Annotated in this window: 16 protein-coding genes; 11 read left to right on the top strand and 5 right to left on the bottom strand. The window is 69.6% G+C overall.

The annotated features are described in order from the left end of the window. Positions 1-195 precede the first annotated feature (195 nt). Positions 196-1,677 carry an NCS1 family nucleobase:cation symporter-1 gene (locus FHU35_RS02585; protein WP_145736319.1) on the top strand — a complete coding sequence of 494 codons (1,482 nt, stop codon included), beginning with the start codon at positions 196-198 and terminating at the stop codon, positions 1,675-1,677. Positions 1,678-1,796: 119 nt separating this feature from the next. Then, positions 1,797-2,516, top strand: a complete 720-nt coding sequence (locus FHU35_RS02580; RefSeq protein WP_145736317.1) for an aspartate/glutamate racemase family protein — start codon at positions 1,797-1,799, stop codon at positions 2,514-2,516. A 369-nt stretch (positions 2,517-2,885) separates the two neighbouring features. On the opposite strand, the gene allB is transcribed toward FHU35_RS02580, so the two are convergent. From allB to FHU35_RS02565, 3 genes are all read right to left on the bottom strand, one after another. Then, positions 2,886-4,247, bottom strand: coding sequence for an allantoinase AllB (allB, locus tag FHU35_RS02575; RefSeq protein WP_145736315.1), 1,362 nt, complete (start codon positions 4,245-4,247; stop codon positions 2,886-2,888). Positions 4,248-4,371: 124 nt separating this feature from the next. Continuing rightward, a complete protein-coding gene (locus FHU35_RS02570) occupies positions 4,372-5,025 on the bottom strand; it encodes a GntR family transcriptional regulator (protein ID WP_246110030.1) in 654 nt (217 codons plus the stop codon). A gap of 112 nt (positions 5,026-5,137) precedes the next feature. Further along, on the bottom strand, positions 5,138-5,917 hold the full coding sequence (locus FHU35_RS02565) for a GntR family transcriptional regulator (RefSeq protein WP_425474092.1): 780 nt from the start codon (positions 5,915-5,917) through the stop codon (positions 5,138-5,140). A 145-nt stretch (positions 5,918-6,062) separates the two neighbouring features. Between FHU35_RS02565 and iolC the strand changes: the two genes are divergently transcribed. The 4 genes from iolC to iolD are packed head-to-tail and all read left to right on the top strand — an operon-like array spanning position 6,063 to position 10,698. Next, positions 6,063-7,025: a 5-dehydro-2-deoxygluconokinase gene (gene iolC, locus FHU35_RS02560; protein ID WP_145736311.1), complete on the top strand. Its 963-nt coding sequence runs from the start codon at positions 6,063-6,065 to the stop codon at positions 7,023-7,025. 22 nt (positions 7,026-7,047) lie between these two features. Beyond that, positions 7,048-7,929 carry a Cgl0159 family (beta/alpha)8-fold protein gene (locus FHU35_RS02555; protein WP_145736309.1) on the top strand — a complete coding sequence of 294 codons (882 nt, stop codon included), beginning with the start codon at positions 7,048-7,050 and terminating at the stop codon, positions 7,927-7,929. A 13-nt stretch (positions 7,930-7,942) separates the two neighbouring features. Continuing rightward, entirely contained in the window at positions 7,943-8,839 is an 897-nt protein-coding gene (iolB, locus tag FHU35_RS02550) for a 5-deoxy-glucuronate isomerase (protein ID WP_246110029.1), read from the top strand. Next, positions 8,833-10,698 (top strand): 3D-(3,5/4)-trihydroxycyclohexane-1,2-dione acylhydrolase (decyclizing), encoded by a 1,866-nt coding sequence (iolD, locus tag FHU35_RS02545; RefSeq protein ID WP_145736305.1) that lies wholly within the window; start codon positions 8,833-8,835, stop codon positions 10,696-10,698. Before iolB ends, iolD begins: the two co-directional genes overlap by 7 nt. A gap of 6 nt (positions 10,699-10,704) precedes the next feature. On the opposite strand, the gene FHU35_RS02540 is transcribed toward iolD, so the two are convergent. Then, entirely contained in the window at positions 10,705-11,388 is a 684-nt protein-coding gene (locus FHU35_RS02540) for a GntR family transcriptional regulator (RefSeq protein ID WP_145736303.1), read from the bottom strand. A gap of 114 nt (positions 11,389-11,502) precedes the next feature. Here FHU35_RS02540 and FHU35_RS02535 point away from each other — a divergent pair, with 114 nt between their 5' ends. From FHU35_RS02535 to FHU35_RS02515, 5 genes are all read left to right on the top strand, one after another. Further along, positions 11,503-12,996, top strand: coding sequence for a fumarylacetoacetate hydrolase family protein (locus tag FHU35_RS02535; protein WP_145736301.1), 1,494 nt, complete (start codon positions 11,503-11,505; stop codon positions 12,994-12,996). A gap of 109 nt (positions 12,997-13,105) precedes the next feature. Beyond that, on the top strand, positions 13,106-14,059 hold the full coding sequence (gene dapA / locus FHU35_RS02530) for a 4-hydroxy-tetrahydrodipicolinate synthase (RefSeq protein WP_145736299.1): 954 nt from the start codon (positions 13,106-13,108) through the stop codon (positions 14,057-14,059). 1 nt (position 14,060) lies between these two features. Next, a complete protein-coding gene (gene hpaE, locus FHU35_RS02525) occupies positions 14,061-15,554 on the top strand; it encodes a 5-carboxymethyl-2-hydroxymuconate semialdehyde dehydrogenase (RefSeq protein WP_145736297.1) in 1,494 nt (497 codons plus the stop codon). A gap of 26 nt (positions 15,555-15,580) precedes the next feature. Next, on the top strand, positions 15,581-16,639 hold the full coding sequence (gene hpaD / locus FHU35_RS02520) for a 3,4-dihydroxyphenylacetate 2,3-dioxygenase (protein ID WP_145736295.1): 1,059 nt from the start codon (positions 15,581-15,583) through the stop codon (positions 16,637-16,639). Between the two features lie 37 nt (positions 16,640-16,676). After that, a complete protein-coding gene (locus FHU35_RS02515) occupies positions 16,677-18,581 on the top strand; it encodes an FAD-binding monooxygenase (RefSeq protein ID WP_145736293.1) in 1,905 nt (634 codons plus the stop codon). A gap of 305 nt (positions 18,582-18,886) precedes the next feature. Here the strand turns inward: FHU35_RS02515 and FHU35_RS02510 are convergent, their stop codons facing one another. After that, on the bottom strand, positions 18,887-20,107 hold the full coding sequence (locus FHU35_RS02510) for an IS30 family transposase (RefSeq protein WP_186459227.1): 1,221 nt from the start codon (positions 20,105-20,107) through the stop codon (positions 18,887-18,889). Between the last annotated feature and the right edge of the window lie 73 nt (positions 20,108-20,180).

Raw genomic sequence — 20,180 nt, 5'->3', positions numbered from 1 at the left:
GCAGCATAGAGAACCGGAGGCTGCTGCGGAAGTCTTTCGCATCGCGTAGGTGGTCACACCCGCTCGGCCGTTCGGCGGTGTTGACGACGACGTGAACGCGACTTACGGTCTTCTCCAACTTGCACGTATACTTTCGCATAGCGGAAGCCCGGGTCATCCCGCAGCGCAGCGGGGTGAAAGCTTGGAGGCGGCTAGGTGACTGCCACGAACGACCAGTCCGGTGTGGACATCCCGCCCGCCTCGAGCGAGCGGCTCTACAGCTACGACCTCGCCCCGACGAAGAAGGAAGGGCGCAGGTGGGGCGCCTACAACGTCTTCACCCTGTGGGCGAACGACGTGCACAGCCTCGGCAACTACGCCTTCGCCATCGGCCTGTTCGCCCTCGGGCTCAACGTGTGGGGAATCCTGGCCGCGTTCGTGCTGGCCTCCGCGCTGCTGTTCCTGCTGCTGACGATGTCCGGCTACATGGGCCACAAGGCCGGCGTGCCGTTCCCGGTGATGAGCCGGATCGCGTTCGGCACCCGAGGCGCGCAGATCCCCGCGGCGGTGCGCGGGATCGTGGCCATCGCCTGGTTCGGCATCCAGACCTACCTCGCGTCCTCGGTGCTCGACGCCCTGCTGGTGGCGATCTTCCCGGGCCTGAAGGGGCTGGAAGATCAATCCGTGCTGGGGCTGTCGCTGCTCGGCTGGATCACCTTCCTCGCGCTGTGGGCGGTGCAGGTCCTCATCGTCAGCTACGGCATGCACGTCATCCGCAGGTACATGGCGATCGCCGCGCCGACCACGCTGATCACCATGCTGGGTCTCGCGGTCTGGATGTTCTCCCGCGCGGACTTCTCGATCGCGACCTCCACCGCGCAGCCGCTGACCGGCGGGGCGATGTGGCTGCAGATCCTGCAGGGCGCCGCGCTCTGGGTGGTCATCTACGGGACGTTCGTGCTCAACTTCTGCGACTTCACCCGGTCGGCCAAGAGCCGCCAGTCGATCGTGCTGGGCAACCTCGTGGGCATCCCGGTGAACATGCTGTTCTTCGCCGGCATCGTGGTGGTGCTCAGCGGCGCCCAGTTCAAGATCAACGGGCGGGTGATCACCAGCCCGACCGACATCGTGCAGACGATCCCCAACACCTACCTGCTGGCGCTGGCCTCGCTCGCGCTGATCGTGCTGACGATCGCGGTGAACCTGCTGGCCAACTTCGTCGCACCGATCTACGTGCTGGTCAACCTCTTCCCGAAGCAGCTGAACTTCCGCCGCGCCGGTGTGGTGAGCGCGGTGATCGGCCTGGTGATCCTGCCGTGGAACCTCTACGACAACCCGGTGGTCGTGAACTACTTCCTCGGCGGCCTCGGGGCGCTGCTCGGCCCGCTGTTCGGCGTGATCATGGCCGACTACTGGCTGATCCGGCGGACCCGCGTGAACGTCCCCGAGCTCTACACCGAGGACGTCGCCGGCGAGTACCACTACCGGCGCGGGTACAACCCGAAGGCCGTCGGTGCGTTCCTCCCCGCTGCCGCGATCGCCGTGGTGCTGGCGCTGGTGCCCGGGTTCGACTCGGTCGCCGGGTTCTCCTGGTTCATCGGCGCGATCCTGGGCGCGGTCATCTACGCGATCATCGCTGAGCGCAAGCCGGACGCCCAGGACGTCGACGGCGAATCCCTCGCGGTCTCGGCCGAATGAGGGGCGCCACCACCGGTTCTGTCGGCGGTGCGGGCTGAGTCCCGCACCGCCGAGCAGCGGCTACCGCCGCGTACTGCACCAGGCCCTGACCCGAGGGCCTTTCGAGGAAAGTCGATCCCATGCGCATTCTCGTCGTGAACGTCAACACGACCACCTCCATCACCGAGGCGATCGGTGAGCAGGCCGCTTCGGTGGCCTCTCCTGGCACCGAGATCGTTCCGCTGACACCGGCTTTCGGCGCGGAGTCGGTGGAGGGGAACTACGAGAGCTACCTCGCCGCGATCGCTGTGATGGAGGCGGTGCGCGCCTACCCCGAGCCGTTCGACGCGATCGTCCAGGCGGGCTACGGGGAGCACGGCAGGGAGGGCTTGCAGGAGCTCTTCGACGTCCCCGTCGTGGACATCACCGAGGCCGCGGCGAGCACGGCGCAGTTCGTGGGCCGCAGCTACTCGGTGGTGACGAGCCTGGACCGCACGGTGCCGCTGATCGAGGACCGGCTGCACGCGGCCGGTCTCAGCGCCCGCTGCGCGTCGGTGCGCGCGAGCGGGATGGCGGTGCTGGACCTGGAACGCGATCCGCAGGCGGCGGTCGACGCCATCGCCGAGCAGGCCGTGCGCGCGGTGCGCGACGACCGGGCGGAGGCGATCTGCCTGGGGTGCGGGGGGATGTCGGGCCTCGCCGAGCGGGTCGTGGAGCGCACCGGCGTCCCGGTGATCGACGGCGTGACGGCGGCGGTGACGATCGCGGAGTCGCTGGTACGCCTCGGGCTGAAGACCTCGAAGGTGCGCACCTACGCACCCCCGCGCCCGAAGCGGATGAAGAACTGGCCCCCAGCATGACCCGCAGCAGAACCGCCTAGACGACCGAAGAGCCCGGCAGACGACGAAGAACCCGGGCCTCCACTGCGGAGGCCCGGGTTCTTCGTGGTCCGGTCCCAGTTTTAGTCCAAACCGAGCCATGATCATGTCCGAAATGTCGGCTCAGTTATGACTAAAACTGCGATCTGGTGGGTGTCGTTGTCTTCAGGTGTGGGACTCAGCTGGCACCGCCGCGGGTTCTCACACGCTGTCTGGATGAGTACGCCGCGACGCCGTGTATTGGCATACATCAGGAGTGGCGCACGGAGTCCAGGCGGCGTGTGAGGTTCCGCCACCCGCACCGCCAAGCAACGCGATTCTGCAATAACCCTGAAAAACTGGGAGGGGGGCTCAGGCCTCGCCGCGGGTGAGGAGCTTTCCGCCGGGCTCGCCGATCTCCACGTCCGCGCCCGCGATCTTGCTGCCGCGCAGCCAGGTCTCGCGCACGACTCCCGCGAGCGGGCGGCCGTGGTAGGCCGAGACCGGGTTGCGGTGCTGGAGCTTGCCGACGTCGACGACGAACGCGTCGTCCGGGGCGAACACGCACAGGTCGGCGTCGCTGCCGACGGCGATCGATCCCTTGCTGCGCATCCCGGCGAGTTCGGCGGGCTTGCGCGCCATCCAGGTCACGACGTCGGACAGGGTGTAGCCGCGCTGGCGGGCCTGGGTCCAGATCGCCGACAGGCCCAGCTGGAGGCTGGAGACGCCGCCCCAGGCGACGCCGAAGTCACCGGTGTCGAAGCGCTTGAGCTCCGGCGTGCAGGGGGAGTGGTCGCTGACGACGCAGTCGATCGTGCCGTCCGCCAGGGCCTTCCACAGCAGCTCGCGGTTGGCGGCCTCGCGGATCGGCGGGCAGCACTTGAACTGGGTGGCGCCGTCGGGGATCTCCTCGGCGGTGAAGCTCAGGTAGTGCGGGCAGGTCTCGACGGTCACCCGCACGCCGTCGGCGCGGGCGGAGGCGATCAGCGGCAGCGCGTCGGAGGAGGCCAGGTGGAGGATGTGCACGCGGGCCCCGATGCGCCGGGCCAACTCGATGACCTGGGCGATCGCGACGTTCTCCGCGCCCTTGGGGCGGGAGGCGAGGAAGTCGCCGTAGTCCTCGCCGTGCGGGGTCGGTGCCTCGTCGATCGAGTCGGAGTCCTCGGCGTGCACGATCATCATCGCGTCGAATCCCGCCAGCTCGCGCAGCGCGGAGTCGAGCTCGTCGGGGTTGAGCGGGGGGAACTCGTCGACGCCGGAGTGCAGCAGGAAGCACTTGAAGCCGAACACACCGGCCTCGTGCAGGCCGCGCAGCTCGTCGAGCTTGCCGGGGATCGCGCCGCCCCAGAAGCCGACGTCGACGTGCGCCTTCTCCCGCGCGGTCTTGCGCTTGACCTCCAGCGCGTCGGTGTCGACGGTCGGCGGGAGGCTGTTGAGCGGCATGTCGACGATCGTGGTGACGCCTCCGGCGGCCGCGGCCCGGGTCGCGGTCTCGAAGCCCTCCCACTCGGTGCGGCCGGGGTCGTTGACGTGCACGTGGGTGTCGACGAGGCCGGGGAGCAGCACCTCGTCGTCGGCGAGCTCCACGACCTGGGCGGCTTCCAGCTGGGCGTCGAGCGGTTCCACGGCGGCGATGCGGCCGTCGCGGACGCCGACGCTGCCCGACGTCTCGCCGTTCGGCCCGATGAGCCGCTTCGCCCGGAAGACCAGGTCGAACGGCGTTGCTGAGTTCACCAACGCGGCACCTCCCTCGAACTTCGATCACGAGAGATCGAATTCCGCTTCATGAAAGTATATTTGAACGTATACGTAAACTATGGCCAGCGCGTCGTGCCAGTCAAGAGAGGTCAGCGCGGGTTCAGTGCACCATGCGGTCGAGGACCATGGTGCGGCTCGCGCGCACGTGGCTCTGCGCGATCTCCGCCGCGCGCTCGGCGTTGCCGGACGCGATGGCGGCGTAGAGCTCCTCGTGCTCGCCGCAGACCCGCTCCGGCTCCAGGTTCAGCCGGAAGAGGGCGGCCAGCCGCCCGTGCAGCGGTTCCAGCATCGAGGCCAGCAGGTCGTTGCGGGAGACGGCCACGAGCTTGTCGTGGAACTCGGTGTTGGCCTCGGACATGGCATCGGTGTCGGCGGAGTCCAGCGCCTCGCGGGCCCTGGTCGCCAGCTCTCCCAGGCGCTCCACGTCGGCGGAGTCGCAGCGCTCGGCGGCCAGCCGCGCGGCCAGCGCTTCGAGGGCTTCGCGCACGTCGAAGAGCTCCACCAGCTGCTGCCGGTCCAGGCTGCGCACGAACACGCCGCGCCGGCGGGGGCGGACCTCGACCATGCCGCCGCTCTGCAGCATCCGGATCGCCTCCCGCACCGGGACGCGGGAGATGCCGAACTCGATCGCGAGCTCCTGCTCGAAGATCCGGTCGCCGGGGCGCAGCCGGCCGTCGCTGATCCGGGCCTGCAACTCGTCGTGGACCTGGTCGCGCAACGGGACGCGCGCTTCGTCCTCTGGTGCTTCGGTCACGGCAACAACCTCACGAATCACGACCTGTACCGGTCTCCATCATGCCCGGAACGTTAGTTCGTCCGGAGCGGTGCCCGGGCCCGGGTGGTGGAATTTCCCGCTCTCCGAGGTCTCAGGAGTCCCCGCGGAGGGTGAGGTCGAAGGTGTAGCGGGACGCGCGGTAGACGTGCGTGCCGTACTCGACGATGGTGCCGGTGTGGTCGTGGGTGATGCGCTGCATGGTCAGCAGGGCGGCCCCCGCGGGCTCGTCGAGCAGGTCGGCCTCGTCGTCGGTGGCGCTCCTCGCCCCGATGGTCTGCTGCGCGGCGTGCAGGTGGACGCCGGCTGAGCGCAGCAGCTGGTAGAGGCCGCGTTCGGCCAGCGCCTCGTCGCTGGGGCTGATCAAGGCGGCGGGCAGGTAGTTGTGCATGCGCGCGATCGGCTCGCCGCGCGCGAAGCGCACCCGCTCCAGGTGCCGCACTTCGTCCTCTTCGGACAGTCCCAGCGCCCGGGCCGCTTCCTCCGGGGGATTGCGGATCTCGTTGACCAGCACGCTCGTCGTGGGGCGCTGGTCGATGCTGCTGAGGTCGTCGTAGAGGCTGCTGAGCCCCAGCGAGCGCTTGACGTGGTTGAACACGACCTGGGTTCCGGCGCCGCGCTTGCGCACCACGAGTCCCTTGTCGACCAGCGAACCGATGGCCTGGCGGATGGTGGGGCGGGAGAGCCCGAGGTTCCCGGCCAGCTCGATCTCGTTGTCCAGGCGGGATCCGACGGGAAGCGCCCCCGAGGAGATGGCCTCCTCGATCTGGCTGGCGACCTGGAAGTACAGGGGGACCGGGCTGCGGTGGTCGACCGAGATCTGCCTCGCTGGATCCCAACTCGGTTCCTGGGAGCGGTCTCGCACGGCGGTCACGCGGCCACGATAGCAAGGACGCATGGCGTGAACAGGTCATGATGTGCGGACAAATGTTGACATGGTGATCACGCGCACGTAGACACGAGAAGGTCCGTGCTCCGGCTGCCGCGCGCGGCAGCGTTGGCGACGAGGGGATCGTGCGATGAGCGATCGGTTCGACGTGATCACCATGGGCCGGATCGGGGTGGACATCTACCCGTTGCAGACCGGTGTCCCGCTCCCGCAGGTGGAATCGTTCGGGAAGTACCTCGGGGGAACCGCCACCAACGTCGCCGTCGCCGCCGCCCGTCTCGGCCACCGCAGCGCGGTCATCAGCCGGACCGGCGCTGATCCCTTCGGCGAGTACGTCCACCAGGCGCTGGGCGGATTCGACGTCGACGACCGGTGGGTCGGTTCCGTGGCGCAGTACCCGACCCCGGTGACCTTCTGCGAGCTGTTCCCGCCGGACGACTTCCCGCTGTACTTCTACCGCTGTCCCAAGGCGCCGGACCTGGAGATCCACGAGGACGAGCTGGACCTGCCGTCGATCGCCGACGCCCGCATCTTCTGGATGACCGGCACCGGTCTCTCGGAGGAGCCCAGCCGCTCGGCGACGCTGGCGGCGCTGCGGCACCGGGCCAAGCGCGGCACGGCGGTCTTCGACCTGGACTGGCGGCCGATGTTCTGGGACGAGCACGCGGAGGCCACCGGCTGGTACCGGGAAGCGCTCGCGCACGTCACCGTCGCCGTCGGCAACCTCGACGAGGTGGAGATCGCGGTCGGAACCCGCGACCCGGAGGACGCCGCCGAGCGGCTGCTGGAGCTCGGCGTGGAGCTGGCGGTGGTCAAGCAGGGGCCGCACGGCGTGCTCGCCCGCACGCGCGACCAGCAGGTGGTGGCACCGCCGGTCCCGGTCGAGGTCGTCAACGGCCTCGGCGCGGGGGACGCCTTCGGCGGCGCCCTGTGCCACGGGCTGCTGCACGACTGGCCGCTGGAACGGACCATGCGCTTCGCCAACGCGGCGGGCGCGCTGGTCGCGGGTCGCCTCGCGTGCTCCTCCGCGATGCCCTACGCCCACGAGGTCGAGGAGCTGACGGCGATCTCCGGTACCGAGCTGAACGCGTGAGCACGACGGGAGGAGAACCCGCTTGTCCCCGTTGAGCATCACCGACCTGTCCGAAGCACGTGCGGCCCGGCCCGAATCCATCGCCGAAGCCGCCGCGTCACGCGCGCGCCGACCGCTGCTCGGGGATTCCGGGCGGATGATGATCGTCGCAGCCGACCACCCCGCCCGTGGATCGCTGGCCGCGGGCGGAGACCCGCTGGCGATGGCCAACCGCGCGGACCTGCTCGACCGGTTGTGCACCGCGCTGGAACGCCCTGGCGTGGACGGGGTCCTGGGCACCGCCGACGTGCTGGAGGACCTGCTGCTGCTCGGCGCGCTGGAGCACAAGGTCGTCATCGGCTCGATGAACCGGGGAGGTCTGGCGGGCTCGTCGTTCGAGCTCGACGACCGGTTCACCGGTCACCGCGCGCAGGACCTGCACCGGATGCGGTTCGACGCCGGGAAGTTGCTGCTGCGGATGGACTTCGACGACCCGGGATCCTTGAACACCATGCAGGGCGCGGCCAACGCCATCAACGAGCTCGCCGAGCGAGGGCTGATCGCGATGGTGGAACCCTTCCTGTCGCGACGAGCGGGAGGCGAGGTGCGCAACGACGTCTCGGTCGAGGCCGTGGCGCGGTCCATCGCCATCGCCTCGGGGCTCGGCGGCACGTCGGCCTACACCTGGCTGAAGGTGCCGGTGGTCGACGAGCTCGACGAGGTCGGCCGAGCGCTGGAATCCACCACGCTGCCGACCGTGCTGCTGGGCGGCGAGGTGCCCGATGATCCCGCGGCCACCCGGCAGCGGTGGCGCGCGGCCCTGCAGCTGCCCCACGTGCGCGGGCTCGTCGTGGGCAGGAGCCTGCTGTACCCGGAGGACGACGATGTCGCGAGCGCGGTCGACGCCGCGGTCGCCCTGCTGTAGGAGAGGAGAGAGGGTGGGCAACAGCGGTTTTCACCTCGCCGACGGAGAAGCCGGGCACGACGGGTACCGGACCTTCGTCGACCCGGACTCGGCCGGCTGGGAGCGCTCCTCGTTGCGGGTGCTGGAGCTCTCGGAAGGTGAGTCGCACGAGTTCGACACCGGCGACAGCGAGTGGATCGTGCTGCCGCTCAGCGGGTCCTGCGCGGTGCACTGCGACGACCAGACCTTCGAACTCGCCGGTCGTGCCGGCGTTTTCGCGGGGGTGACGGACTTCGCCTACGTGCCCCGGGACGCCTCGGTGCGGATCGCGAGCGGCTGTGGTGGGAGGTTCGCTCTGACCGGGGCGCGCTGCGAGAACCGGCTGCCCGCGCGCTACGGACCCGCGTCGGGGGTCCCGGTGGAGCTGCGAGGAGCGGGTCAGGCCAGCCGTCAGGTCAACAACTTCGGTGCCGCGCACGTCTTCGAGGCCGATCGCCTGATCGCCGTCGAGGTGCTCACCCCCGCGGGCAACTGGTCCTCCTTCCCGCCGCACAAGCACGACGAGGACCGCGAGGGCGAATCGCGGTTGGAGGAGATCTACTACTTCGAGATCGCCGGTTCCCACGGCACTCCCGGCATCGGCTACCAGCGCGTGTACCCGTCCGGACCGGGCAGCTCCACCGACGTGCTCGCCGAGGTGCGCAGCGGGGACGTGGTGCTGATCCCCGACGGCTGGCACGGACCGTCGATGGCCGTGCCCGGCTACGACATGTACTACCTCAACGTCATGGCCGGTCCTTCGCCCGACCGCGCCTGGCTGATCTGCGACGATCCCGCGCACGCGTGGGTGCGCGGGACGTGGCCGGACCAGCAGGTCGACCCGCGATTGCCGTTCTACCGGGCTCCGGCCGGGGGCGAGCTGCGATGGTGACCCGGCGGCTGACGGTCGCGCAGGCGCTGCTGCGGTTCCTGTCCCACCAGCACACCGAGCGCGACGGGGTGTACACCCGGCTGATCGAGGGATGCTGGGGCATCTTCGGTCACGGCAACGTGGCCGGGATCGGCCAGGCGCTGCTCGAATCCGGTGACCGGATGCCCTACCTGCAGGGTCGCAACGAGCAGGCGATGGTGCACGCGGCCGTGGGCTTCGCCCGGCAGCGCAACCGGATGTCGACCTGGGCGGTGACGACCTCCATCGGTCCCGGGGCGACGAACCTGGTCACCGGTGCCGCGCTGGCCACCATCAACCAGATCCCGGTCCTGCTGCTGCCCGGTGACGTGTTCGCCACCCGCCCGGCCGATCCCGTGCTGCAGCAGCTGGAAGTGCCGCACGCGCGCGACGTCTCGGTCAACGACTGCCTGCGTCCGGTCTCGCGCTACTTCGACCGCGTCTGGCGACCGGAGGCGCTGATCCCCTCGGCGCTGGAGGCGATGCGGGTGCTCACCGACCCGGTGTCCACCGGCGCCGTGACCCTGGCGCTGCCGCAGGACGTGCAGGCCGAGGCCTTCGACTGGCCCGAGGAGTTCTTCGCCGACCGGGTGTGGCGGGTGCACCGCCCGATCGCCGACCCGCGGTCGGTGTCGGACGCGGTCGAGGCGATCCGCGGCGCGGACCGTCCGCTGATCATCGCGGGTGGGGGAGCGCACCACAGCGGAGCCGAGCGCGACCTCGCCGAACTCGCGTCGGCCACCGGCATCCCGGTCGCCGAGACGCAGGCCGGGCGCGGGTGCCTGCGCCACGACCACCCGTGCGCCGTGGGCGCCATCGGGCACACCGGCACCCGGGTCGCCGACGAGCTCGCCCGCGAGGCCGACCTGATCATCGGCGTCGGTACCCGGTTCTCGGACTTCACCACGGCTTCGGGCACGCTCTTCGCGAACCCGGCCGTCCGGTTCGTCAACGTCAACATCGCTCCGGCCGACGCGCACAAGCAGGCGGCCGTACCGGTAATCGGCGACGCCCGGAGCACGCTGCGGCAGCTGTCGGGTGCACTCGCCGACTTCCGGGTCGCCGCCGACCACGTCGGACGGGTGCGGTCCGGGGTGCGGCGCTGGACCGAGGTCGTCGACTCGGTCACGCGCGCGGCGGGCGGTGACGCGAGGCCGGGCCAGGCCGAGGTGATCGGCGTGCTCGACGAGGTGCTCGACGACCGGGACGTCGTCATCAACGCGGCGGGTTCGATGCCCGGTGATCTGCACAAGGTGTGGCGCGCCAGGGACTCCCGGCAGTACCACGTCGAATACGGGTACTCCTGCATGGGATACGAGATCCCGGCCGCGATCGGCGCGCGCCTGGCCGATCCTTCGCGCGAGGTCTTCGCGCTCGTCGGCGACGGCACCTACCTGATGATGCCGACCGAGCTGGTCACCGCTGTGCAGGAGGGCATCAAGATCAACGTGGTGCTGGTGGACAACCACGGCTACGCGTCCATCGGAGGGTTGTCGGAGACCGTCGGTGGCGAGCGCTTCGGCACCGACTACCGCTACCGCGCCGAGAGCGGGGACTTCACCGGCGAACCGCTGCCGGTGGACCTCGCCGCCAACGCCGCGAGCCTGGGGATGCGGGTCCTGCGCGCCGAAACCGTCGACGACCTGCGCCGGGCTCTGCGGGAATCCCGCGAGAGCGACTGTCCCACAGCGGTTCACGTCGAAACAGATCCGGCGAAGCCCTCGCTTCCCCCGGAGGCGTGGTGGGACGTCCCGGTCGCCGAGGTCGCCACCCGGGACAGCGCTCGTGAAGCCCGCGAGCGCTACGAGCAGCAGCGGGAAGCACGCCGCCGTCACCTGTGAGGCCGTTCAGGATTCGCGCGGCGGGTGCTGGGAGTCGAGGAAGGCGTCGAGCGTCGCCGTGCGGTGCTTGCGGGCTGCCAGCTCGATGTCGACGGGGTCCGCACCGGTCTCGATGAGGTGCATCAGGTGGTCGTGCTCGGCCACGGACTGCACGGCGCGACCGGGGACGAAGCTGAAGGTGGAGTCCCGGAGCATGCGCAGCCGGCTCCAGCCGCGGCGGACCAGGTCGGTCATGTGCTCGTTGGGGCAGCGCAGGAACAGCACCGAGTGGAACTCCTCGTTGAGCTCGGTGAACCGGCGCGGGTCGAAGTGCTCCAGGCTGTCGCGCATGCGCTGGTTGATCGCGCGCGCCTTGGCGAGGTCTTCCGCGGTGAGCAGGGGAGCGGAGAAGCCGGTGGCGGCGCCCTCGACGACGGCGAGGGTCTGCATGGTGGTCACGTACTCGCCCTCGTCGACCAGGGCGACCTGCGCGCCGACGTTCTTCTCGTAGGTGACCAGGCCTTCGGCCTCCAGCCTGCGGACGGCTTCGCGGACCGGAACGGTGCTCACGCCCAGTTCGGTGGCGAGCTGGCTGAGGACCAAGCGGTAGCCGGGCGTGAACCGGTGCGTGACGATCCGGTCGCGGAGCCACTCGTACGCCAGTTGGGACTTGCTGGTGGCGGTGCGGTCGTCCGCTGCGTCGGTGGTCATCGATCCTCGTTTCGCCTGACGTGGCGGTCCATCTTGCCGGAGGCGCGATCGGAGTCCGGTACCCGCCGCGCTTCGCGTTGTCATCAGATACGGCATCATATACGATCCTGAGGCATGACGACCGATGCCGCTCGTTCACCTGCCGAAGGCCTCGCGCACCACCCGCTAGTCGGGCGACCGGGCAAGGTCATCGCGCTGCACCTGAACTACCCGTCGCGGATCGCGCAGCGCGGTCGGGCGCCGTCCAAGCCGTCGTACTTCCTCAAACCCGTCACCTCGCTCGCCGCCACCGGCCAGACCGTCGAGCGGCCGCCGGGAACGGAACTGCTGGCCTTCGAGGGTGAGATCGCGCTGGTCATCGGCAAGACCGCCCGCCGGATCTCCCGCGAGGACGGGTGGTCGCACGTCGCCGCCGTGACCGCCGCCAACGACCTCGGCGTCTACGACCTGCGCACCGCGGACAAGGGAGCCAACCTGCGTTCCAAGGGCGGCGACGGCTACACCCCGCTCGGCCCGGCGAGCCTCCCGGCGGACGAGGTCGACCCGGCCTCGCTGCGGGTGCGCACCTGGGTCAACGGCGAGCTCGCCCAGGACGACTCGTCGAGCACCGTCGTCTTCCCGTTCGGCGAGCTGATCGCCGATCTCTCCCAGCTGATCACGCTGGAACCCGGCGACGTCGTGCTCACCGGCACGCCCGCCGGGTCCTCGGTGGTGGGGCCCGGCGACGTCGTCGAAGTCGAGGTCGACGTGCCCGGAACCGAGCGCAGCACCGGACGGCTGCGCACCAGCGTGGTCGCGGGCGCGGAGCCGCTGCCGGAGTTCAGCGCCCAGCCGTCGGTCGATGACGGCCAGCGCGCCGAAGCGTGGGGGAGCAGGGAGGCCGCCGGGTTGGAGGCCCCGTTCGAGCTCACCGAGGACCGCATCGCCAAGCTGCGCTCGGTCGCGGTGGCCACGCTGTCGGCGCAGCTGCGCAAGCACGGCTACAACCAGCTGTCCCTCGACGGAATTCGCTCCGACTCACCCGGCAGCAAGATCATCGGTCGCGCCCGCACGCTGCGCTTCGTGCCCGCGCGCGAGGACCTGTTCCGCAGCCACGGCGGTGGTTACAACGCGCAGAAGCGCACCTTCGACTCGCTGCGCCCCGGCGACGTCCTGGTCGTCGAGGCGCGCGGTGAGCGCGGGAGTGGCACCGTCGGCGACATCCTGGCGCTGCGCGCGCAGGTGCTGGGTGCGGCCGGGATCGTCACCGACGGCGGCGTGCGCGACCACACTGCGGTGAAGGGGCTCGACATCCCGACCTTCTCCGGCGGCCCGCACCCGGCGGTGCTCGGGCGCAAGCACGTGCCGTGGGACAACGACATCACCGTGGCCTGCGGCGGGGCGACCGTGCAGCCTGGCGACGTCATCGTCGGCGACGACGACGGCGTGCTGGTCATCCCGCCCGGGCTGCTGGACCAGGTGCTCGACGCGGCCGTCGAGCAGGAAGCCGAGGAGGAGTGGATCGCCGCCCGCGTCGCCGAAGGCGCGGCCGTGGACGGGCTCTACCCGCTGACGGGCGAGTGGCGCCGCCGCTACGACGCGGAGCGCGACCGGCGAGGAACGACATGAGCACCTCTGCCCCCAACCGCATCCCGGGGGACCGCGACGCGGCTCGGCCGCGAACGGAGATCCACCCGGACCTGACCACCACCGACAACCGCGGAGAGGCGGTACGGCGATGACGAACTGGCGCACCCGGCCCGAGCAGCTGACCGGGTCGATCGCCCCGGTGATCACCCCGTTCACCGACGACGGCGAGGTGGACCACGCCTCGCTGGCCAACCTCGTGGAGTGGCAGCTCAAGCAGGGATCCGACGGGGTGTCCATCGGCGGATCCACGGGCGAGCCCAGCGCGCAGACCGTCGACGAGCGGGCGGAGGCGATCCGCACCGTGCTCAAGACGGTCGACGGTCGTGCGCCCGTGGTGCCCGGCACCGGCTCGGCGAAGCTCGACGAGACGATCGCGCTCACCGGCGCGGCCTACGAGGCGGGCGTGGACGCGGCGCTGATCATCACGCCGTACTACGCGAAGCCCACGCAGGAAGCCCTGTACGTCTGGTACTCCACGGTGGCCGAGGAGTACCCGGACCTGCCGATCATCGCCTACAACGTGCCCAGCCGGACCGCTGTGGAGATCGCGCCGGAGACGGTGGCCAGGCTGCACCGGGACGTGCCGAACTTCGTGGGGATCAAGGAGACCACCAAGGACTTCGAGCACTTCTCGCGAGTGATCAAGGCCGCCGGCCGGGACCTGCTGGTGTGGTCCGGGATCGAGCTGCTGTGCCTGCCGCTGCTGGCCCTGGGCGGCACGGGTTTCGTCAGCGCCACGGCCAACATCGCGCCCGGGGCGACGAAGAAGATGTACGAGGCCTTCCACGCCGGGCGGATGGACGAGGCGCTGGACATCCACTACGGGCTGCACCCGCTGGTGGACCTGATCTTCGTGGAGACCAACCCGGCGCCGGTCAAGTGGGTGCTCGCCGAGCGGGGCCTGATCCGCTCTGCCCACGTCCGGCCGCCGCTGATCACCCCGACGGACGCGGGGAAGGACACGATCCGCGCGCTGCTCGCGGAGGGCGCCGAACACCTGTCGCCGGTCGACGACACCGACATCCTCGCCGGAGGGAACTGACATGGGCATCCAGCACGTGCCGTCCGATCTGCCCGAACGCATCCAGCACTTCATCGCGGGCGAGTTCACCGACAGCCTCGACCGCGACACCTTCGAGGTCCTGGACCCGGTGTCCAACAAGCCCTACCTGCAAGCCTCCGCGGGCAAGAGCACCGACGTCGATCGAGCGGTTTCTGCGGCCCGCAAGGCTTTTGACGACGGACCGTGGCCGGGAATGCTACCGCGCGAGCGCGCTCGGATCCTGAACAAGATCGCCGACATCGTCGAGACCCGCGGCGAGCGGCTGGCGGAGCTGGAGACCTTCGACACCGGGCTGCCGATCACCCAGGCGCTGGGGCAGGCGAAGCGGGCGGCGGAGAACTTCCGGTTCTTCGCGGACCTGATCGTCGCCCAGACCGATGACACCTACAAGGTGCCGGGCAAGCAGGTCAACTACGTCAACCGCAAGCCGAAGGGCGTGGCGGGCCTGATCACCCCGTGGAACACGCCGTTCATGCTGGAGAGCTGGAAGCTGGCGCCTGCTCTGGCGTCCGGCTGCACCATCGTGCTCAAACCCGCTGAGTTCACGCCCCTGTCGGCCGGGTTGTGGCCGGAGATCTTCCGCGAGGCCGGAGTTCCCGACGGCGTGTTCAACATCGTCAACGGGCTCGGCGAGGAGGCCGGGGACGCGCTGGTCAAGCACCGCGACGTCCAGCTGATCTCCTTCACCGGCGAATCGGCGACCGGAGAGCTCATCTTCGCCAACGCGGCACCGACTCTCAAGGGCCTGTCGATGGAGCTGGGCGGCAAGAGCCCGGCGATCGTGTTCGCCGACGCCGACCTGGACGCCGCCATCGATTCGACGGTGTTCGGGGTGTTCTCGCTCAACGGCGAGCGCTGCACCGCCGGGAGTCGAATCCTGGTGGAGCGCAGCATCTACGACGAGTTCGTCCGCCGCTACGTCGCCCGCGCCGAGAACGTCAAGGTCGGTGATCCGCACGACCCGGCCACCGAGGTCGGCGCGCTCGTGCACCCGGAGCACCACGAGAAGGTCACCGGGTACATCGAGATCGGCAAGACCGAGGCGACGCTGGCCGCGGGCGGCGGACGCCCGCAGGGTCTGGAGAGCGGGAACTACGTGCAGCCCACGGTGTTCGTCGACGTGCCGCCCACCGCGCGGATCTTCCAGGAGGAGATCTTCGGGCCGGTCGTGGCCATCACGCCGTTCGACACCGACGCCGAAGCGCTGGAACTGGCCAACAACACCAAGTACGGGCTGGCGGCCTACGTCTGGACGTCGAACCTGGAGCGCGCGCACACCTTCGCGCAGCGCGTCGACGCCGGGATGGTCTGGCTCAACTCCCACAACGTGCGCGACCTGCGCACCCCGTTCGGCGGGGTCAAGGCGTCCGGCCTGGGCCACGAGGGCGGATACCGGTCGCTCGACTTCTACTCCGACCAGCAGGCCGTGCACATCTCGCTCGCCCCGGTCCACACCCCGAAGTTCGGCGCCTGACGCCCGCACCGAAGGAGCATTCGACGATGAGTGCCGACCTCACCCCACCGGACATCGTCCGCTGCGCCTACCTCGACCTGGTGGTCACGGATCTGGCCAGGTCGCGGGAGTTCTACGTCGACGTCCTCGGCCTGGTGGTCACCGAGGAGGACGACGAGGCGATCTACCTGCGCACGACCGAGGAGTTCATCCACCACAACCTGGTGCTGCGCCAGGGCCCGGTCGCCGCCGCGGCGGCCTTCGCCTACCGGGTGCGCACACCGGAGGACGTGGAGCGGGCCGAGCGGTGGTTCGCCGCGCGCGGCTGCCGCACCGAGCGCCGGGCGGACGGCTTCGCCCGGGGTATCGGGGACTCGGTCCGGGTCACCGACCCGCTCGGCTTCCCGTACGAGTTCTTCTACGAGGTGGAGCACGTGGAGCGGCTGGCGTGGCGCTACGAGCTCCACACGCCGGGATCTCTGGTGCGGCTGGACCACTTCAACCAGGTCACCCCCGACGTGCCGCGCGGGCGGGAATACCTGGAGGACTTGGGTTTCCGCGTCACCGAGGACATCCAGGACGCCGAGGGCACCACCTACGCGGCCTGGCTGCGACGCAAGGACACCGTCCACGACACCGCCCTGACCGGCGGCGACGGCCCGCGCCTGCACCACATCGCCTTCGCCACCCACGAGAAGCACAACATCCTGTCGATCTGCGACAAGCTCGGCGCGCTGCGGCTGTCCGACGTCATCGAGCGGGGGCCGGGCAGGCACGGGGTGTCCAACGCCTTCTACCTCTACATCCGCGACCCCGACGGTCACCGGGTGGAGATCTACACCCAGGACTACTACACCGGCGACCCCGACAACCCCGTCGTGACCTGGGACGTCCACGACAACCAGCGCCGCGACTGGTGGGGCAACCCGGTCGTGCCGTCCTGGTACGCCGAGGCGTCCCCGGTCCTGGACCTGGACGGCAACCCGCAACCCGTGCACGAGCGCACCGACAGCAGCGAGATGGCCGTCACCGTAGGCGCCGACGGCTTCTCCTACACGCGCAAGGGCGACGAGGAGAAGGGCTTCAAACTCGGCACCTCGCTCTGAGCGGGGGCCGGGCTCACGATGGAGTGAGGAGAGATCGTTGCAGTTCCACCACCACGGATACGTCTCCGGTGATCCTCGTGTTCAGCCCGCTGCGGGCGTGGGGCTCGACCGCCCCGAGGACCTGCCGGACGAGGTCGACGTTCTCATCGTGGGCAGCGGCCCGGCCGGCATGATCGCCGCTGCGCAGCTGGCGCAGTTCCCGGACATCACGACGCGGCTCGTCGAGCGCAGGCCGGGACGCCTCGAAGTGGGTCAGGCCGACGGCATCCAGGCTCGCAGCGTCGAGACGTTCCAGGCCTTCGGGTTCGCGTCGCGCATCATCGAGGAGGCCTATCGGATCACCGAGATGGCCTTCTGGAAGCCGGATCCCGCGCGCCCGGAGAACATCGTGCGCGCCGCCCGCACACCCGACGACCCGTCCGGGATCAGCGAGTTCCCGCACCTGATCGTCAACCAGGCGCGCGTGCTGGACTACTTCGCCGAGTCCGCGCGCAACGCTCCCGGACGGCTGGAACCGGATTACGGGTGGGAGGTGCTGGACCTGCACGTCGACGAAGACGGGGTGAGCGTGCGCCTGGCGCGAACCGCCGAGCCCGAAGAGGGGTCCGAGCGCACGGTGCGCGCCCGCTACGTGATCGGGTGCGACGGCGCGCGCAGCCGGGTGCGGGAGTCGATCGGCCGGGAGCTCGTCGGCGACCAGGCCAACCACGCGTGGGGCGTGATGGACGTGCTGGCGGAGACCGACTTCCCCGACATCCGCACCAAGTGCGCCATCCAGTCCCACGACGGCGGCAGCATCCTGCTCATCCCGCGCGAGGGCAACCACCTGTTCCGGATGTACGTCGACCTCGGCGAGACCACCGACGACGACCACGGCGAGGTCCGGCACACCACCCAGGCCGAGGTGGAGGCCCGAGCCAACCGGATCATGCACCCCTACGAGGTGACGGTGAAGCACGTCGCCTGGCGCAGCGTCTACGAGGTCGGGCACCGGTTGACCGACAAGTTCGACGACGTGCCGGCCGAGCTCGTCGGAGTGCGGCACCCGCGCGTGTTCATCACCGGCGACGCCTGCCACACCCACAGCGCCAAGGCCGGCCAGGGCATGAACGTCTCCATGCAGGACGGGTGGAACATCGCCTGGAAGGTGGGGCACGTCCTGGACGGGCGGGCCGACCCCTCGTTGCTGGACACCTACTCCGCCGAACGCCATGTCATCGCCCAGAACCTCATCGACTTCGACCGCCGCTGGTCGAAGCTGATGGCCGCCAGGCCGGAGGAGCTCTCCGACCCGACCGAGCTCGAGGACTTCTACGTCAAGACGGCGGAGTTCCCGGCCGGTCTGATGACGCAGTACGAGCCGTCGATGATCACGGCGGAGGCGGCGCACCAGGACCTGGCCGGGGGGTTCCCGATCGGCAAGCGGTTCAAGTCGCACCCGGTGCGGCGGGTCTGCGACGGCAATCCCGTGCAGCTCGGCCACCACCACCGCGCGGACGGGCGCTGGCGCCTCTACGTCTTCGCCGACCGGCCGGCGCCGGGTGTGAGGTCGAAGGCCGCCGAGTTCGCCGAGTGGGTCTCGACCGATCCCGCTTCACCGGTGGTGGCTCACACGCCGGCCGCGGTGGACCCGGATGCCTGGTTCGACGTCAAGGTCGTCTACCAGCAGCCGCACACGGAGGTCGACCTCGGCCGCGTGCCCGAGGCGTACCTGCCGAGAGTCGGCCCGTACGAGCTCGTCGACTACGAGAAGGTCTACGCGGCAGACCCGTCCGACGACATCTTCGAAGCCCGGAGCCTCAACCGCGACGGCGTCCTGGTGGTGGTCCGCCCGGACCACTACGTCGCCGCAGTCCTGCCCCTCAACGCTCACGAGCAGCTGACGGCGTTCTTCCACGGCGTGACCACAACCCACGGCCGAAAGCCGGCGCGAACCCCCTGAACCACTGCAGCCCAGGTCCGGACGACGTCCCCAAATCCCAGTTTTAGGGGTGATTGCAGTATCACTTTGCGTGGCGGTGCGGGTAGCGGAACCTCACACGCCGTCTGGACTCCGTGCGCCACTCCTGATGTCTTCCGCTTACCCCAGGGTGGACATCGGCGTCGCGGCGTACTCGCCAGACAGCGTGTGAGAACCCGCGGCGGTGCCAGCTGAGTCCCACACCTGAAGCAACGACCACCGCCTCACCAGATCCCAGTTTTAGTCATAACTGAGCCGACATTTCGGGCGCGAAGGGTCCGGCGGTTTCAACCGGTGGTTGCAACTTGGTTTGGTGTGGACAGTAGTTGGTGGAGTGCTTCGGCGGGGGTGCGCCAGGCGAGTGTTTTGCGGGGGCGGCCGTTGAGTTCGGTGGCGACGTCGGCGAGGTGTTCGGGGCTGTGCCGGGAGAGGTCGGTGCCTTTGGGGAAGTACTGGCGGAGCAGGCCGTTGGTGTTTTCGTTGGTGCCGCGTTGCCAGGGGCTGTGGGGGTCGCAGAAGTAGATATCGAGGTCTGTGGCCAGGGTGATGTCGGTGTGCCTGGCCATTTCGCTGCCCTGGTCCCAGGTCAGAGACCTGCGCAAGTGGGTGGGCAGGGTGTGGATGGCGGTGATCATCTGGTTTTTGACGTGCTCAGCGTCCTTGCCTTCGGGCAGGTGTAGCAGCATGCAGAACCGGGTGGAGCGCTCAACCAGGGTGCCGATCACCGAGCCGTTGTCCTGACCGGCGATCAGGTCGCCTTCCCAATGTCCGGGCACCGCGCGGTCGGTGGCCTCCGCGGGCCGCTCGGAAATACTGATCATGTCGGGGATGCGGCCGACGCGTTCCCGCCGGGCATCGGGCATCCGCCGTGGCCGGCGCAACGCCCGGCCGGTCCGCAGACACGTGGCCAACTCCCGGCGCAATGCGCCCCTGCCCTGCACATACAGAGACTGATAGATCGACTCGTGCGACACCCGCTTCTCCGGTCGGTCGGGAAACTCCTCGGCGAGCCTGGCACTGATCTGTTCCGGAGACCAACACTGCCGCAGCCGCTGCTGAACGTGGTCGCGTAACTCGGTGTCGGCAGCCAGTTTCGCGGTCTTCGGACGCCGCGCACGCCGCTGACTCGCGCTCTGGGCGGTACTGGCCCGATACCCACGCTCACCAGTGGTGTTGCGGTCCAGCTCACGACCGATCGTGGACCGATGCCGCCCCAACCGGCGAGCGATCTCGGCCCGGCTATGCCCCTGCGCACGCAGGACGGCAATCTCCTCCCGCTCGGCACACGACAAAAACCGACCCGAACACTCACCCACACCATTACCCACCACCCCGCCAGCCTGGGTGAACCACCGCTTACCCGACGTCAACGACACACCCGCCACAGCACTGGCCGCCCCCAACGACAACCCACCACGCACCCCAGCCCAAAACACCACCCGCACCTCACGCGGCTCCACCGGACGACCCACCAGCGCACACTCCCTACAACACAACAGGAGTTGCAACGACCGCTTGAACCCGCGTCCTCGGTTTGGACTAAAACTGGGATTTGGTGGGATCTCGTTAGGGTGAAGCCTT

Origin of the sequence: Saccharopolyspora dendranthemae (assembly GCF_007829955.1) — a bacterium.
Classification (GTDB): domain Bacteria; phylum Actinomycetota; class Actinomycetes; order Mycobacteriales; family Pseudonocardiaceae; genus Saccharopolyspora; species Saccharopolyspora dendranthemae.
Note: the sequence above shows the minus strand (reverse complement) of the source record. Positions and strands in the feature narration are given on the sequence as shown.